The organism is Allorhizobium sp. DMC15, assembly GCF_056314065.1.
Map to the genome: position 1 here is coordinate 473,905 of NZ_JBQUZB010000001.1, position 17,586 is coordinate 491,490.

Genomic DNA, 17,586 nt, shown 5'->3' on the forward strand with positions numbered 1-17,586 from the left:
AGTGGAAAAGGCGGCTTCCGGGCCGCCTTTTCTCTTTCCTGCTGTGGGCGATACCTCAGTTCGTCAGATCATAGGGGCGTCGCAGACCCTGGGCATCGAGCCAGGCGATCACGGCCTCCGGCTCGTCGGTCTGAATGATCGTCACACCCCGATCGACGAAGAAGCCCCAGACATCTTCAGGGCGTCCGGTCGTCAGCGCAAGATAATCGCCGCGACCACCAGCCACCATGCCTTCGGGGCGGTCGGTGATCGGATAGGTGTTGATCCACAGATGCGCGTTGTTGCGGATCGCCGCAGCTCTTGAGAGGGGCGAAAGCAGCGGCCCGCCATCCGACGTGAGCGGCTGCCCTGCATCACGGTGCCAATGCACCAACTCCGCTGCCGGTGCGCCGAGTGTCGATTGTGTCCGATCAATGAAAGCCGGTTCCGTCACTGCGTCATCGGCGAGGATCGGCATGAAGGCAATGTCGGGGCCGATAGCCCGGCGGATGTCCCGGGCAAGCTGTAGGCGATCCGCGTTCCAGACCGGGAGCTTGAGCAGCACGCCATCGGTCATGCCCAGGCTGCGGGCGAGCTCCGCCACCTCGACCAAGGCCTCCGGCTCGAGCTTGTTGTCGATATTGATCATGATCCGGCCGCGTGCATGCAACATGGCTTCTTCGAGAGTGAAGACATGCTCGTCCGTCAGCCTCCGCTCACCTTCAACCACGAGTCGGCAGGCTCGCAATTCGGCGAGCGTGTGGTCCGCCACCTTGCCGCGGCAGGTGGTGGTTCGGTCGAGCGTGTCATCATGCATGATCACAAGCGCGCCGTCTTTCGTGCGGCGCACATCGAGTTCGACCATCTCGACGCCGACGGATACGGCGTGATCGATGGCCGCGAAGGAATTTTCGGCGCGCATGATCACGCCGTCCTTTTTCCAACCGGCCCGATGAGCCACGACCATGACATGATCGCGGTTGAGATTGGCATGCACCAACCGGTCGTGAACGAGAGCGGCCCGGTTCGCCATGGGAATGGGCGCAAGACTGGCCGCCCCTGTGACGAGCGAAAGCAAGAGGCCGAGGACGAGAACGGCGAGACGCATGAGCAGGACTCCGATCTTCAGTGTCGTTCCCGCCGCAATAGGCGCGTCGCGTGAAACCGCCGTGAAGGTTTTCTGAAGCCTCTGTGACATCGAAGTATGGAACAGGCCCGCGCATGCTCCCGTTGAGCGCGGGACAACAGCCAGAAAGGGAGATGCCGATGAAGACGACGACCGCCATACCCGAGGATCACAGGGCGATCGAGGTCGACCTTCCCGTGAATGCCGTGTTGCATCTTTGGCTGAAGGCGGTCACACCGAATGAACCTGGGTCGGTCTCTCTGTACAGCGTCAGCGGCAAGTTCGGTGAAGTTCAGGCGGTCAATGCCGAGGAAAATTCCTTCCGCATCTACCACGTTTTCGGCGGCGGCACGGTGACGCTCGCCTACGACACGGCGGTCACGTCCCTCTCGGTCGCTTACTGGTTCACGCCGTCGGATGTGCTGGAAACCGGCATCACGGTGATCCACACCAATCCCGCCAACGAGCCGCCGGATCTTCCCGATGGCTATCACTTCCGCCCGCCCTTCGGCTGGATGAACGATCCCAACGGCTTTGGCCGCTTTGGCGGACGCCCGCATCTCTTTTATCAGCACTATTCGCATGGCCGGATATGGAACAACATGCATTGGGGCCATGCCGTCTCGGCGGATTATCTGCGTTGGCGTCATCTGCCGGTCTTCCTGTTTCCCTCGGAAGAACTCACCGTGAGACCCGACAAGCGCGGTGGCGCTTTCTCGGGATCGGCGATCGCCCGGACCGATGGACCGGGCATCCGGGTCTTCTTCACGGAAAAGATCGCGGACCGCATCCCCGAACAGGAAATCCAGCTCACGGCCACATCGGCGGATCTCTTTAGTGCCGGTGCCGCCGAGGTGCTGCTGCCCCGCAGACCGGATGGCGAAGGCCTCACCTTCGACTTCCGCGATCCTTATGTGTTCAAGGGTCCCGATGGACTCTGGAAGATGCTGCTCGGCAGCCAGAGCGCCGAGGGCGGAGTTGTGTTGCTGTATGAGACACAAGACAACACCGCTGCCGGCGGCTGGACCTACCTGGGCAAACTCTACACCGAGACCCGCTTCGAAACCTCTGCGCTGGAATGCCCCTGCCTACTGCCCATCGATGGCGATCACCGGGATCCAGCCACGCGCTGGGCCTTGATCTATGGCCTGATGAATGGCGAGGACAAGGAAACCGGCCGCCGGAACCTCACGATGATCGATATCGGCTGGTTCGATGGCAAGAGCTTTGCCAAGGCCTTCGGCCGCGAGCTGGATTTTGGCACCGACAACTACGCCTTCCAGGCTTTCGTCGACGGCAACACGCCTGTCGGGATAGGCTGGCTCGGCAATTGGGCGGACACGGGGCCGACCGTCGATTTTCCCTCGGCCATGACGCTGCCGCGCACCCTCGTTCTGGAGGGGGACACACTTCTGACCCCGCCGATCGGTGCTGCCGAAAGCCTGCGGACGCGGATGCTGGATCGCACCCGGCTCGCTGCCGGGCAGGTGGTCACGCTGCCGAATGGTGCCGCAGAAATCACGTTCGAGCTGACAGAGGCCGCAGGCGCTTTTCGGCTGGAATTCGACCACCTGGAAATTCGCCTTGCGCTTGCCCAACATGAAGAGGGGCTGGAGATCCTGCATGCCTATTTCGACCGGGCAGAAGAGCCTCCCGGCCCGCGTTATCTTGCCAAGGCTGCGGGTATCCGCCGCGTGAGGGTCTTTCTCGACTACGGGTCGCTGGAAGTCTTCGCCGATGGCGGGCGGATCGCGGGAACCAAACGCATCGCGGGGTTCGAGCCGATCCGTTCTGTCAGGCTGATCGCCGAACAGGGAGTGGTCAACAACGCAACCGTCTGGTCTCTTCGGCTTTGATCTGGCATGGCCGGTTCAGGCGTGACCGACCGTCTCGGCCTCGTTGTCGTCACCCGATCCGTAGACCGGCTTCAGCGACGTCGCACCTCGCACCCTGACCACCGTGACGGAGCAGGGTGCGGATGCCGCCACCTCGCCGGAAACACTGCCCATCAACGAGCGCAGCGTCGAATTGGCTCTGGCCCCCATCACTACATGATCGACATTGTTGTCACGCGCAAAGGTCAGGATCGCCTGGGCCGGGGAGACGGCTTCCAGAACGTGATAGGTGATATCCGCTTCATCGGCCCCGAGCGGCGCTGCCCAATGCTTGAGGGCGGCAAGCCGCATCACATGTTTGCTGTTGCCCTCGGCATCCAGATCGTCGTCGAGCGCGATACGCGCGATCTTCAGCACGTTGACGCAGGCGATGCGGGCATGCGGCGTGTTGCGGATGATGCGCTTGGCCGTCTCCCGTAAGGCTTCCGCCAGTTCCTGGCTGGCCGCGTTCAGATCGATCGCCACCATCACGATCGGTGCGGATGCGAGGATCGCTGCCGCCCCCTTGGGTTTGATCAGTTCGATCGGGTCGGGGTTCAGCATCCGCTTGACCACCTTCCGCCAGCCATCTCTGCTGGTTTTCTCCGCCCGCGCAGTGAGCCGGACATTGTAGAGATCGCCGAGATCCAGTGCGAGCTGCGCTGCGGATTGGTAGCGGCGGGCAGGGTCCACTTCCAGGCAGCGCAGGATGATCTCTTGGCAGGCCTTGGAGACCATTGGATTGAGCTCGCGTGGCGGTGGCGGGTCCCACCAGAGGCGCTTCTTCAGCCCGTTCATCCGCTGCGGATCGCCGAAGGGTCGCCGGCCGGTCGAGAAGAAATACATGAGAACCCCGAGCGCGAAGAGATCCGAGCGGAAGTCGGAGCGCACGCCGAGGATCTGCTCCGGTGCCATATAGGGCGCCGTGCCATAGGGCAGGCGGAACTCCTCGTCCATCAGGTCCGGTAGTTCGAGATGACGGGCGAGGCCGTAGTCGACGAGCACGGCCTCGCCGGTATCCCGAAACAGGATGTTGGATGGCTTGATATCGAGATGCACCACCTTCTGCCGGTGCAGGTCGGCAAGCGCGGTCGCAATCTTGGATGCAATCTCAACGACTTCCGGCTGGGAGCAGGGTAGACGTTCCAGGAGTGGGTAGAGGGATTTGCCCGGCAGGCGTTCGACGACGATATAGGGTTGCTGCGAAAAGTCGCCGCGCGCCACGAAGCGTGGGACATGCGGCCCGCTGATCCGCGGCAGGATCATGAGTTCCATCTCGAAGCCGACGATGGTGGCCGGATCCGTGCCGGAGCCGATACGCGGCACCTTCATCAAAAGGGGACCCGGGTGATCGGGATGGGTCACTTCGTAGAGCTTGGCCATGCCCCCGGTATGGGCGAGCTTGCCGAGCGTGAAACCGTCGATGACGTCGCCTTCGTCGATGCGTGTGCGTGCCATGCGGCCCCCTCTGTCCCGCGCCGTCGAGGCGCCCTTTCTCAGCGTCCCTTGTAAAGTCTGAGCGCGAGCCCTTCCGGCAGGGAGGCCGCGCGAATGGCGGAAGCGGCTCCGTCTATGTCATAGGCTGTCCAGCGGAAGGACAGCTCATAGGCGTCCGTGTCGTAAAGCGCCCAGGCCGCTGCTGGATTTCCATCACGCGGTTGTCCGACCGATCCGATGACGGCCAGCCAGCGTCGCGGGGGACCGACGGGAATGCCGATATCGGAGGCCGGAACAAAGGTCGTGACCTTGCCGCCGAGACCGAGGCCGTAGAGGGCAGGCGCATGCACATGACCGCAAAAGCTGAGCCGCGCATCGCAGCCCCGGAAATGCGCATCGGCATCGCCACGGTCATGGACATAGGTGAAGCGGCTCGGTGCTGATCCCTCCGCATGCACGTAGAGTCGGTCCTCGTCTGTGACGGAAACCGGCAGCCGGGCGAGAAACTCCCGGTGCCGTGGTTCCAGCGCCATCCGGGTCCAGTCGATCGCGATACCGGCGGACGCGTTCATGGCATACGAAGGATCGCTGATCGCCTGGTCATGATTGCCCCGCACCACGACAGCGCCATGGCTGACCATATCCATGCATGTTTCGACGCACCATTTCGGGTCGCCGCCGTAGCCCACGATGTCGCCGAGGATGACGAAGCGCTCTGCACCGCGCACGCGGGCATCCGCGAGCACGGCCTCGAAGGCCTGCCGGTTGCCATGGATGTCGGACAGAATTGCGATCTTCATGCCTTCGTCAGCCCTCCCTGCCGCGTCGGTTGGTGGCACCATAGAGTGCTTTGTCGCGCACCGCTATTCGCCGGAAGACGAAGGCTTGACGTGTGTCACGTGAACGTCAAGATCCCCGGTGTAGCCTGTCGGCAGCATCAGCCGGAACAAGGCAAGACAATGAACATCACCGCCGCCAACACCCCCGCCATGCGCGCCGCTGCAGCCCACGAAGAGCTTCTTGGGCTTCGGGCGCAGATCCTGACGGATGCCGCCGAACGGAAAACACGGATCAGCGGCGAAGGGGGCGCCCAGGACGACCCGGCCATCGACAACCTCTGCCATTATCTCGCCCTACGCCACCACGACATCCGCCCCCTCCAGCGCCGCTTGATGGCGCTTGGCCTCTCCTCCATGGGTCGGCTGGAAAACCGTGTCCTGCCCACTATAGATGCCGTGCTAAACGCGCTGTCTGCGCTTGCGGGCGGACGGCCCGATATACCTCCGCCGGCCACCGATGAAACCTCATTCTTCGCAGGCGAAGCCCGCCTGGACGAAGCCACCGGCGCGCTACTCGGCGACAGAGGATTAGACCGCCGTACCCGCATTATGGTCACGCTGCCGGGAACGGCAGCAGATGGTCCCGACATGATCCTCGACCTCGCCCGCGCCGGCATGGATATCGCGCGCATCAACTGCGCGCACGATGGCCCGGAAGTATGGCGCGCCATGACCGCTTACGTGCGTCAGGCCGGGAAGGTGGTCGGGCGTGACATTAAGGTGCTGATGGATGTGGCCGGCCCGAAGATCCGAACCGAAGCTGTGGCAACCGCTGAGAAGAAGGCCCGCCTGCAGGTCGGTGACCGGCTGCGCCTCGTCGCGGACGGTGAACCTCGTCTCGACGACGCGGTCCGCTTCTCCGCCACCGTCTCCCTGCCCGAAATGGTGACGCGCCTGACAGCAGGAGACCGGCTGCGTTACGATGACGGCAAGCTGGAGGCCGTTGTCGAAAGCGTAGGGGATGGTGAGGCTGTGGTCGTCGTGAAGCGAACGAAGGCAGGCGGAACCAAGCTGAAACCGGAAAAGGGCGTCAATCTGCCGGACACGGCACTGGGCCTCTCACCGCTCACCGCCAAGGACGAGACCGATCTCGAAACGGTCATCGAATGCGCCGACCTCATCGGGTATTCCTTCGTCAGCCGGCCCGAGGATATCGACCTTCTCGATGCCGTTCTCGCCCGACGCGGCCAGGGCGCTCGACAGCTGGGCCTGATCGCCAAGATCGAACAACCGCTGGCACTGACCAATCTGCCCGGCCTGATCGCCCGTGCGCGTCGACGGGGCCCCTTCGGCGTCATGATCGCCCGTGGCGATCTCGCCGCCGAAATCGGCTTCGAGCGGCTGGCCGAGATGCAGGAGGAAATCCTCTGGCTGTGCGAGGCGGCCTCCGTTCCCTGCATCTGGGCAACGCAGGTCCTGGAGGACATGGTCAAGGAGGGCATTCCGACCCGCGGCGAGATGACCGATGCGGCCATGGCAGCCCGCGCCGAATGCGTGATGCTCAACAAGGGGCCGGCGATCGTCGAGGCGGTCTCGCTGCTCGACCGTCTGCTCGCACGCATGGACGGACATCTGTTCAAGAAGACCCCGACGCTGCGTGCGCTGAAGAGCTGGTGAACTTCCCCTCTACTCCGCTGCGACGCGACGCTGCGAGGAAATCTGTGTCAGGAAGGCTCTCAATGCCGCCGGGCGTACCGGCTTGTGCTGCAATGTGATTGCGTGACGCTCTGCCTCTGCGCGCACCTCTGCCGAACGATCGGCGGTGATCAGGAGGGCGGGGAGTTCCGTTTTGGTCAATGCACGCAGCCGGAGAATTGCGCCAATGCCGCTGCCGTCGCCAAGATGATAGTCGGCAATCACGAGATCGGGTGCGGCCGCACCTTCCAGAGCCGCATCCATGTCGGCAATCGATCCTGCGCATGTGACGTCGCAGCCCCAGCCCGAGATCAGCAACTGCATGCCCTCCAAAATCTTCGGCTCGTTGTCGATGCACAGGACGCGGAAGCCGATGAGCGACGGTGTCGTGCGACTGTCGCTAGCAAGCTTGACGACGCCGTCGGAAGCCGGCTTGGCAACGTCGATCGGCATGACCACCTTGAACGTCGTGCCTCTGCCGGGCTTTGAAGCCAGTTCGACCGGATGGTGCAGGACACGCGCGATGCGGTCTACGATCGAAAGCCCGAGGCCAAGTCCGGAAGCGGTGCGCATCCCCTCTTCCAGCCTGGCGAATTCCTTGAACACGGTGCGGAATTTTGACGACGGAATGCCGATGCCGGAATCGGTGACCTGGATCACGACCTTGTCGCCGCGACGCCGGGCGCCGACGACGATCCGGCCGGAAGGCGTATATTTGATCGCGTTCGAGACAAGGTTTTGGATCAGGCGGCGCAGCAGGGTCGGGTCCGAGCGGACGGAGAACCGGGTGGGCATCACCACCAGTTTCAGATTTTTCTCGCGGGCCATCGGCGCAAAATCGGTCTCGATCTTCTGCAGCAACCCGGCAAGGGGAACGGTGGAGAAACGCGGTTTCATCGCCCCCGTATCGAGCCGCGATATGTCGAGCACGGCACCGAGAATGCTTTCGACTGATTCCAGCGCGGAATCGATGTTTTCGACCAGCGCACTGTTTTCCGAATCCCCGAGACGTTCGACGAGCGAGGAAGAATAAAGCCGTGCGGCATTCAACGGCTGCAGGATGTCGTGGCCCGCCGCTGCGAAAAAGCGGGTCTTGCCGATGTTCGCCTCGTCGGCCGCCGCGCGGGCTTCGGCGAGCGCATGGTTGACGCGGGTGAGTTCTGCGGTGCGCTCGCTGACGCGCTGTTCCAGCGTCTCGTTTGCCTGTTTGAGCGCCTGATCGGCCTCGACCCGGGCGGTAATGTCGCTGAAGGTTGCGACCAGACCCTTGTCCGGCATCAGATTGCAACGGACTTCGATGATCCTTTGCCCGCCACCAAGCACCATCTGGAAGGGGTGATCGAACTGGTGGAAGCCATGGATGACGGCGGCCACATCGGATGCGGCGACGTCACCGCGCTGTGCGAGGATGGCGATCATGTCGGCGAGCGGGAACCCGACCTGCCCCACATGCTCCGGCAGATCGAGAAGGCTGCGGAAACGCCGGTTCCAGATGGTGAGACGGTCCGAGGCGTCGAAGACCGCGATGCCCTGTTCCATCTGGGCCAGTGCCGTCTGCAGCATGTCCTGATTGTACTGTAGCGCCTCGGAGGCCTGGTCGAGCAGCCAGACGGTGTCGGCCGACGGGTCTTCGGCCTTTTGCAGGATCAGCGACAGCACAAGGCGTGCCGAGGACGAGCCGATCGCGCTGCCGAGCAACTGTTCGGAGAAGTGGATGAAGGCCATGTCGGCCGGGCTGTCATCCGCGAGCTTGCGGCCGGCCGCCTGTTCGTAAGAGCGGAAAGAACGCTCCATGCGCTCATTGCCGAGATAACGGGCGATGGCCGTCTTGAGGTCGCCGACCGCGACACTCGTTTTCCAGCCCCGGATGGCAAAATTGGAGCGTGGCTGCCGCTTGATGAAAATCGCCGACTGGATGCGTTCGACCGGTCGCGGATTGCGGCTGAGCGAGCCGACGATGAAGGCGAGCGTATTAATCAGCAGACTGAAGATCGTCGCGTTCACCAGCGCGTCGGCATATTGCGGCTCGAACATCGAGAGGCCGGGCAGCAGGAAGCCGAGCACGCTGGACGCGATCCAGGAGTGATCGTCGGCGCCAAGGCTCGGTAGGAACAGCAGATAGGCCCAGACGAGGAAACCCGAGGTGAGCCCGGCAATGGCGCCGCGCGCATTGGCTCGCCTCCAGATCAGCCCGCCGAACATGGCAGGTGCGATTTGCGCAATGGCCGCAAACGAGAGGAGGCCGATCTTCGCAAGCCCCGTCGTGTTGTCGGCGGAGCGGAAATACACATAGCCGAGCGCCAGCACGCCGAAGATTGCGGTGCGTCGGATATGCAGCAGTGTCTTGGCAAAATCCTCCCGCTGGCTCGGCCGCCCCAGCAGCCGCTGCCTCAGGAAAATCGGCAGAACCATGTCGTTTGAGATCATGATCGCCAGCGCGACGGACGCAACGATGACCATGGCGGTAGCCGCCGAAAAGCCGCCGATGAAGGTGATCAGCGTGACAAGGCCGTGCCCGGCTTCGAGCGGCAGCGACAACACATAAAGGTCGGCGTCACCGCCGCCCCCGAAGGTCATCACCCCGCCGATGGCGGCCGGCAGCACGAAGATATTGATGGCAATCAGATAGATCGGCATCAGGATCCCCGCGAGTTTTAGTTCGCGGGCTGTGCGGTTCTCGACCACGGTCACATGGAACTGGCGCGGCAGCATGATGATGGCAAAGGCCGACAGCAGGATGAGCAGGATCCACCGGCTTGCCGGTGTCTGATGCGCCACCGCGGCCATCACCGCAGGGCTTTCCGTCGCCTTCTGCCAAAGGTCTGCCGGCCCGTCGTAAAGCGTGAAGACGACGAAGATGCCGAGTGTCCAGAACGCGACGAGCTTGACGACCGATTCCATGGCGATAGCGAGGATCAGGCCATCCTGGTGTTCGGTGGCATCTGTGTGGCGGGTCCCGAATACGACGGCGAAGCAAGCCAGCAGAAAAGCGACGATCAGAGGTAGGTCGATGAAATAGAGATTGCCGGTGCCAATACCATAGGCCGAGGGGTCCATGACGGCTGCAACGGAACTGGAGACTGCCTTCAGCTGAAGCGCAATATAGGGGATGATGCCGACGAGATAGATGATGGTGACCAGGAGCCCGACGATCGGGTTTTTCCCGTAACGCGCCGCGACGAAGTCCGCGCCTGACGTGATCTTTTCGGTTTTGGCGAGCTCGACGATGCGCTGGAGGATCGGCATGCCGAGCGTGTACATCAGGATCGGCCCGATATAGATCGCCATGAATTCGAGGCCACGCTCGGCCGCCAGGCCCACGCCGCCAAAATAGGTCCAGGAGGTGCAGTAGACGGCAAGGCTCAAGGCATAGACCATGGGGCGGCCGCCCGGCGGCACGCCGTTGATCTTCGACTTGCGGTCGCCATAGCTTGCCACGGCAAACAGGAACAGCAGATAGCCGAGCGCCGCGACAACGATAATCCAGCCTGGGAGCACGCTTTCCTCCTCATCGTACCCGATGGGAACTCTAGGGGATGTCTGGCGATTTTGAAATCGCCTCGCGACTTGACCTAAAGTCGAAGAGAAATCGCGAAAGTACGAAAATCACCATTTCCGAATGGACGGATTTTCATTAACCATGGCTTGAACCGCCGGGGACGGCGTCGGGCACGGCAGGACAAAAGGAGAGCGGTATGCTGAACGAATTCAAGACATTCATTGCACGTGGCAACGTCATGGACCTGGCGGTCGGCGTGATTATCGGGGGGGCCTTTGGCCTGATCGTCAATTCGCTCGTCCAGGACATCGTCATGCCCGTTGTCGGCGTGATCTTCGGTGGCTTCGATTTTTCCAACTACTTCATCGCGCTCAGCAGCAAGGTTACCGCCACCACGCTCGCGGCCGCACGCGAACAGGGCGCAGTCTTCGCCTATGGCAACTTCATCACCGTCGTCATCAACTTCCTGATCCTCGCCTGGATCATCTTCCTGATGGTGAAGGGCGTGAACACGCTGCGCAAGTCGCTGGAAAAGGAAGAACAGAAGGCGACGGAAGCAGCACCGCCGCCGGCAGACATCCAGTTGCTGACCGAAATCCGCGATCTCCTGAAGACCCGCTGAGCGGGGCGAACTGCGGCCGTATCGTCGCGGTCCGGCCGCAGCCACCCATCAGCCGTATCGATCCCTTCCTCACGGAATATCATGGGATTTTTCTCTTTGGATGAGCTAGACAGGGCGCTTCGATGGAAGGAGAGCCCACTGCATGTCTTTGCTGGAAAGCCTGAGCCCGCGCGCCCTCGCAGCCCCTGAAAGCGGCATTGTCGAGATCATCAATTACGCCCGCGGCCGCGAAGGCCTGTTGCCGCTCTGGGCCGGCGAGGGCGACCTTCCGACGCCAGACTTCATCAATCGCGCTGCAAGCGAAGCACTGCTCGGCGGCGAGACCTTCTACACCTGGCAGCGGGGCATCCCGGAGCTGCGGCAGGCGCTTGCCCGATACTATCGGCGCCATTTCTCCGTCGATCTTCCGGCCGAGCATTTCTATGCAACGGGCTCCGGCATGCAGGCGATTGCGCTGGCCGTGCAGGCCATCACCTCGCCTGGTGACGAGATGATCTATCTCTCCCCGTGCTGGCCCAACATCGTTGCCGCAATCGATCTCGCCGGCGGCAAATCGGTCGGCTTGCCGCTGACATTCGCGGAGGGACGCTGGGTTCTGGATCTCGACCGCCTTGAAAAGACGATCACGCCGAAGACGCGTGCGCTCTTCATCAACACGCCCTCGAACCCGACCGGCTGGACGGCCTCCCGGGAAGATCTGAAAGCGATCCTCGACATCGCCCGTCGCCACGGCATCTGGATTTTGGCAGACGAGATTTATGCCCTTTACTACTACGGAGCGGCCGAGCGCGCGCCCTCCTTCCTCGACGTGATGGAAGAGGGCGACCGGGTGATTTTCGCCAATTCCTTCTCGAAGAACTGGTCGATGACCGGCTGGCGTGTCGGCTGGATCGTGGCGCCGCCGGAACTGGGACAGGTGCTGGAAAACCTCATCCAGTATTCGACATCCGGTGTTGCCCAGTTCATGCAGCGCGGTGCGGTCGTAGCCCTCGACGAGGGCGACGAGTTCGTGCGTCAGAACATTGTCCGCGCAACCACATCCCGCGACATCCTCTGTGATGCCCTGATTGCCACCAACCGGGTGGAGACGCTGAAACCCGAAGGCGCTCTCTATGCCTTCCTGAAGGTCGACGGCATCACGGACAGCCGGCAGGCGGCGCTCGACATTGTCGATCAGACTGGTGTTGGCCTGGCACCGGGTACGGCCTTCGGCGAAGGAGGATTGCCGTTCCTGCGTGCCTGCTTCCTGCGCAATCCCGCCCACATAGAGGACGCGGCAGAGCGACTTGCCGGCTTCATCAAGGCCCTTTGAGGTCTCGCTTTGGTGCGCGCAATGCAAACTGCATAAAATTCGAGTGAATGCGTTTAGATGATCTTCAGCAAAACTCCTAAAATGCGATCGGTTTCAATGGCTTGAGTGCGCTTGATAAGCACTCGGAAAGATAAGTCGTGCTTTCGTCTTCCCCATAAGAAAATGCGGGAAGAAAATCATGGCGATCTTGGTCACCGGCGGTGCCGGCTTCATCGGCAGTCACATGGTCTGGGCCTTGCTCGATGCGGGCGAAGAGGTCGTTGTCGTCGATCGTCTGTCCACCGGCTTTCGATGGGCCGTCGCCCCGCAGGCGCGGTTCTACCTCGGCGACATCGGCAGGCCCTCGGTATTGAAGCATGTGCTGGCGGAAAACGACATCGAGGCCATCATCCATTTCGCGGGCTCGATCGTCGTCCCGGATTCCATCGCAGATCCGCTCGGCTACTACGAGAACAATACCGCCAACACCCATCGCCTGCTGACCGCCGCCGTCAAGGCTGGCATCGATAAGGTGATTTTCTCTTCGACGGCGGCCGTCTACGGGACACCCGACAGCGCGCTGCCGATCCGCGAGGACGCAGCTTTGCGGCCCGAAACACCGTATGGCCAGTCTAAGCTGATGAGCGAACTGATGCTCAGGGACACGGCCCGCGCCCATGGCCTCAACTACGTTGCCCTGCGCTATTTCAACGTCGCCGGTGCCGACGTGAGGGGGCGCACTGGAAATTCGGCTGTGGGCGCGACCCATCTTCTGAAGGTCGCCTGCGAGGCAGCACTTGGCCGCCGTCCGTCGATGTCCGTCTTCGGCACAGACTACGATACGCCTGACGGGACCGGCGTTCGTGACTACATCCATGTCAACGACCTCGTCGACGCGCATTTGCGGGCCTTGTGTTACCTGCGCAAGGGTGGCGGTCCTCTGGTTGCCAATTGTGGCTATGGTCGCGGCTACTCCGTACTCGACATCATCGAAGCCGTCCGCCGTGCAACGAACCACAACTTCTCAGTGGAATATGTCGACCGCCGTCCAGGTGACGCGGGTCTGGTTGTCGCGGATTCCACCCTGGCGCGGACGGTCCTGGAGTGGCAGCCGAAATACGACGATCTCGACGTGATCGTCGAGACGGCGCTAGCCTGGGAGCGGCATCTCGAAGCGATGGCCACCCCCGACATCAGGGATCTGCGCAGGCTCGCCAGCGGATTTTAAGACACGTTTGTCGCCTCCGAAAGCGCCGCCCGACACCGTCGGGCGGCGCTTTTCGTCGTGTGCTTCCGCGACGCTACCGGTTCTTGATTTGAATCAAGATCAATATTGCGCTGCGATCCTATCACTGCTTGCGGAAGCGCCGACCGCCGAATTGGGTTGGGCGCACGGGTTTGCGGAGAGACGAGATGGCGATGCGACAGGGCGGTTGGCTTGCTGCAGTGGTAATCCTCCTGGCGGCGGGCGGTGGATACTACGGCTGGAAAACCTATGCCGGAGACGGTCTGCCGGACAATATCGCCAGCGGCAATGGACGCATTGAGGCCGTCGAGATCGACATCGCCGCAAAGGGTGGTGGCCGAGTTAAGGAAATTCTCGTCGGGGAGGGGGATTTCGTCACGGCCGGCCAGATCCTCGCTGTGATGGACACTGATCAGCTACAGGCGGGACTTCGCCAGGCGCAAGCCGAGCGACGGCGAGCCGAGATCGGGGTCGAAACCGCCAAGAGCCTTGTCGCTCAGCGCGAGGCCGAACGCGCGGCAGCTTTGGCGACGGTCGATCAGCGTGAGGCGCAGCTCGATGCGGCCGCCATCAAGCTCGCTCGCGCCGAGCGCATGATCCAGAGCAACACCACCAGCCAGCAGACGGTGGACGATGACCGGGCCAATGTGGCCAGTGCCCGCGCGGCTCTTGCCGCCGCAAAGGCACAGGTCGCAGCCTCCGATGCCGCGATCGGCGCGGCCAGGGCTCAGATCATCGATGCCCAGGCGTCTGTCGACGTCGCCGCCGCTTCGATCGAAAAGGTGACAGCTGACATTGCCGACAGCGTCCTGCGGGCCCCGCGCGATGGCCGGATTCAGTACCGGGTTGCTCAACCGAGTGAGGTCCTCGCTGCCGGCGGGCGTATATTGAACATGGTTGATCTCGCAGATGTCTATATGTCCTTCTTCCTGCCCACCGCCGAAGTCGGACGAATTGCGCTGGAAAGCGAAGCGCGGATCGTTCTCGATGCTGTCCCGAATTATACCATTCCGGCCCGGGTAAGCTTCGTCGCCGATGTCGCGCAGTTCACCCCAAAGACGGTCGAGACGGACGAGGAACGCCAAAAACTGATGTTTCGTGTCAAGGCGACGATCCCCAAGGAACTGCTGCAAAAATATATCCGTCAGGTGAAGACGGGACTTCCCGGCATGGCCTATGTCAACCTCGATCCGCAGCGACCCTGGCCGGATGCCCTGACCGGCACGTTGGTGAAGTGACATGGACGCCCTGTCGCGCAACGACGCAGGGCAAGGCCCGGTGGTCTGTCTGGAGAATGTCAGCCTCGCCTATGGTAAGACTTCGGCGCTGAGATCCGTCACCCTTGATCTGCCTGCCGGCGTCATGGTCGGCCTGATCGGGCCGGACGGGGTCGGCAAATCGAGTCTGCTCTCGCTCGTGGCGGGCGCGCGGGTCATACAGTCTGGCCGGATCGAAGTTCTTGGCGGCGACATGGCAAAGGCAAAGCACCGACGCGACAGCTGTCCCCGCATCGCTTACATGCCACAGGGATTGGGCAAAAACCTCTATCCCACGCTGTCCGTCTTCGAGAATGTCGAATTCTTCGGTCGCATTTTTGGCCAGGACCGGCACGAGCGCGAAAGGCGCATCCGCAGCCTGCTGGCCGCGACGGGGTTGGCACCCTTTGCTGACCGGCCCGCCGGCAAGCTGTCGGGCGGGATGAAGCAGAAGCTGGGTCTGTGTTGTGCCCTCATTCATGATCCGGATCTTCTGATCCTCGACGAGCCGACCACAGGTGTCGACCCCCTGTCGCGGCGGCAATTCTGGCAGCTGATCGAAGAGATCCGAGTCGGGCGCCCGGGAATGAGCGTAGTCGTCGCCACCGCCTACATGGAGGAGGCGGCACGCTTCGACTGGCTGGTCGCCATGGATGACGGCCGAATACTGGCGACGGGGACACCTGCAGACCTTCTGGCCCGAACGCATACGTCAAATCTCGACGCAGCCTTCATCGCGCTTCTCCCCGCCGAAAAGCGCGGAGGCCACGAGGCCCTGTCCATCCCGCCGCGTTCGATCTCGAAGACAGTGGAAACCGCAATCCGGGCCGAAGGTCTGACCATGCGCTTCGGCGATTTTACCGCCGTGGACGGTGTCAGCTTCGAGATTCCGCGTGGCGAGATCTTCGGGTTTCTGGGCTCGAACGGATGCGGCAAGACCACCACGATGAAAATGCTGACGGGCCTGCTCGCCGCCAGTGCAGGCACGGCCGAGGTTTTCGGGCGTCCGGTGGATCCGAAGGACATCGGCCTCCGCCGCCGGGTCGGCTACATGAGCCAGGCCTTCTCCCTCTACGGTGAACTCACCGTGCGCCAAAACCTCGATCTGCACGGTCGGCTGTTCGGCATGGCAGACACGGAGGTCGCGCCCCGTATCGAGGAACTCACACGTCGCTTCGGCCTGTCCTCCGCACTCGACAATCTGCCGGACAGCCTCCCTCTGGGCATGCGCCAGCGGCTCTCCTTGGCTGTGGCCCTCATCCATCGCCCCGACATTCTGATCCTTGATGAGCCGACATCGGGTGTCGATCCGGTCGCACGTGACGATTTCTGGCGCATCCTGGCGGACCTCTCCCGCTCGGACAATGTCACCATTTTTGTCTCGACCCATTTCATGAACGAAGCAGAGCTCTGCGATCGCATCTCGTTGATGCATGCGGGCCGGGTGCTCGTGACGGACACGCCGAAGGCGATCGTGGAAAGCCAGAAGACGGAAAGCCTGGAAGAGGCCTTTATTGCTTATCTGGAGCAGGCGATCGGCGAAGCGCCTGTGCCGACTGAACCTCTCAAGGGTGTCGCCTCCGATACGGTCGCGGGTGAAGTTTCCTCCATGGCTCCAGCGCCTCGCGCCTCGACGAGGCCGCGACCGCTCATAGATCGGCGTCGTCTCCTGGCCTTCAGCCGTCGCGAGGCGCTGGAGCTACGCCGCGATCCCATTCGCGCGACGCTCGCCATGGTCGGCAGTCTGATTCTGATGTTCGTGATCGGCTATGGAATCAATCTGGATGTCGAGAACCTCACCTTCGCGGCGCTCGACCGCGACGACACCGTCCTCAGCCGCGAATACATCGCGGAGATTTCCGGGTCTCGCTATTTCATCGAGCGCCCACCGATCACCGATTATGCCGATCTCGATCGGCGCATGCGGTCCGGGGACATCAGCCTCGCGATCGAAATTCCGGCCGGTTTCGGGCGCAATCTGGAACGGAACGGGACGCCCGTGGAGATCGGTGCCTGGATAGACGGCGCCATGCCGATGCGGGCGGAAACGATCTCGGGTTATGTTCAGGGCATGCATGCCGGCTGGCTGACGCGCAAGGCGCGTGAACTCTATGGCGATGCCGCAGCCACAGGACAGTTCGGGCTCGCGCTTCGTTACCGCTATAACCCGGGTGTCGAGAGCCTCGTGGCCATGGTGCCCGCCGTCATCCCGCTGCTCCTCATGCTGATCCCGGCCATGCTTTCCGTGCTCAGTGTCGTCCGTGAAAAGGAGCTCGGTTCGATCACCAATTTCTATGTGACACCGGTGACTCGACTGGAATTTCTGCTCGGAAAGCAAATCCCCTATCTCGCCATTGCCTTTGCGAATTTTTTGATGCTGACGGCTTTTGCTGTCTTCGCCTTCCGGGTGCCACTGACGGGAAATTTCTGGGCGCTCGCTCTGGGGGCTCTGCTTTACGTATTCGCCTCCACGGCGCTGGGACTTCTCTTGTCCAGTTTCATGAAAAGCCAGATCGCGGCCATCTTCGGTACCACCTTGATCACGATCATTCCGGCGGTCCAGTTCTCAGGAATGCTGTCTCCGGTTTCGGCTCTCCAGGGCGCGGGCGCCTTGATCGGTCAGGTTTATCCCGCAAGCCATTTCGTCACCATCTCCCGTGGTGTTTTCTCCAAAGCCCTCGGTTTCGCAGACCTCGGCACGCCGCTGGTGGCGCTCGCCATGGTCGGTCCCATACTGCTGATCGCGGGGACCCTTATGCTCAAGAAGCAGGCGGAGTGAGTG

11 protein-coding genes are annotated in these 17,586 nt (G+C 62.3%); 7 read left to right on the forward strand and 4 right to left on the reverse strand.

Going from position 1 to position 17,586, the window contains the following annotated elements; all coding sequences use genetic code 11:
* Positions 1 to 55 precede the first annotated feature (55 nt).
* The gene (locus tag ACT53S_RS02305; RefSeq protein WP_476065785.1) at positions 56 to 1,087 is read right to left on the reverse strand and encodes a glycerophosphodiester phosphodiesterase family protein; all 1,032 of its coding nucleotides are present in this window, start codon (positions 1,085 to 1,087) and stop codon (positions 56 to 58) included.
* A gap of 158 nt (positions 1,088 to 1,245) precedes the next feature.
* Between ACT53S_RS02305 and ACT53S_RS02310 the strand changes: the two genes are divergently transcribed.
* On the forward strand, positions 1,246 to 2,961 hold the full coding sequence (locus tag ACT53S_RS02310) for a GH32 C-terminal domain-containing protein (RefSeq protein WP_476065786.1): 1,716 nt from the start codon (positions 1,246 to 1,248) through the stop codon (positions 2,959 to 2,961).
* A gap of 15 nt (positions 2,962 to 2,976) precedes the next feature.
* Here the strand turns inward: ACT53S_RS02310 and ACT53S_RS02315 are convergent, their stop codons facing one another.
* Positions 2,977 to 4,437, reverse strand: coding sequence for a serine/threonine protein kinase (locus tag ACT53S_RS02315; RefSeq protein ID WP_476065787.1), 1,461 nt, complete (start codon positions 4,435 to 4,437; stop codon positions 2,977 to 2,979).
* Between the two features lie 38 nt (positions 4,438 to 4,475).
* Positions 4,476 to 5,216 (reverse strand): metallophosphoesterase family protein, encoded by a 741-nt coding sequence (locus tag ACT53S_RS02320; RefSeq protein WP_476065788.1) that lies wholly within the window; start codon positions 5,214 to 5,216, stop codon positions 4,476 to 4,478.
* A 159-nt stretch (positions 5,217 to 5,375) separates the two neighbouring features.
* On the opposite strand from ACT53S_RS02320, the gene ACT53S_RS02325 reads away from it, so the two are divergent.
* Complete coding sequence (locus ACT53S_RS02325) at positions 5,376 to 6,872, forward strand: pyruvate kinase (RefSeq protein WP_476065789.1); 1,497 nt, start codon at positions 5,376 to 5,378, stop codon at positions 6,870 to 6,872.
* A gap of 9 nt (positions 6,873 to 6,881) precedes the next feature.
* On the opposite strand, the gene ACT53S_RS02330 is transcribed toward ACT53S_RS02325, so the two are convergent.
* Positions 6,882 to 10,388, reverse strand: coding sequence for a PAS domain-containing hybrid sensor histidine kinase/response regulator (locus tag ACT53S_RS02330; protein ID WP_476065790.1), 3,507 nt, complete (start codon positions 10,386 to 10,388; stop codon positions 6,882 to 6,884).
* A 197-nt stretch (positions 10,389 to 10,585) separates the two neighbouring features.
* Here ACT53S_RS02330 and mscL point away from each other — a divergent pair, with 197 nt between their 5' ends.
* The 5 genes from mscL to rbbA all read left to right on the forward strand — a co-directional run bounded on the left by mscL (position 10,586) and on the right by rbbA (position 17,583).
* Complete coding sequence (gene mscL / locus ACT53S_RS02335) at positions 10,586 to 11,011, forward strand: large conductance mechanosensitive channel protein MscL (RefSeq protein ID WP_113377106.1); 426 nt, start codon at positions 10,586 to 10,588, stop codon at positions 11,009 to 11,011.
* Between the two features lie 142 nt (positions 11,012 to 11,153).
* Complete coding sequence (locus ACT53S_RS02340; RefSeq protein WP_142073624.1) at positions 11,154 to 12,323, forward strand: pyridoxal phosphate-dependent aminotransferase; 1,170 nt, start codon at positions 11,154 to 11,156, stop codon at positions 12,321 to 12,323.
* Between the two features lie 178 nt (positions 12,324 to 12,501).
* The gene (gene galE, locus ACT53S_RS02345) at positions 12,502 to 13,530 is read left to right on the forward strand and encodes a UDP-glucose 4-epimerase GalE (RefSeq protein ID WP_142073622.1); all 1,029 of its coding nucleotides are present in this window, start codon (positions 12,502 to 12,504) and stop codon (positions 13,528 to 13,530) included.
* A 185-nt stretch (positions 13,531 to 13,715) separates the two neighbouring features.
* The gene (locus tag ACT53S_RS02350; protein WP_476065791.1) at positions 13,716 to 14,786 is read left to right on the forward strand and encodes an HlyD family secretion protein; all 1,071 of its coding nucleotides are present in this window, start codon (positions 13,716 to 13,718) and stop codon (positions 14,784 to 14,786) included.
* A gap of 1 nt (position 14,787) precedes the next feature.
* Positions 14,788 to 17,583, forward strand: coding sequence for a ribosome-associated ATPase/putative transporter RbbA (rbbA, locus tag ACT53S_RS02355; protein ID WP_476065792.1), 2,796 nt, complete (start codon positions 14,788 to 14,790; stop codon positions 17,581 to 17,583).
* The last annotated feature ends 3 nt before the right edge of the window (positions 17,584 to 17,586 follow it).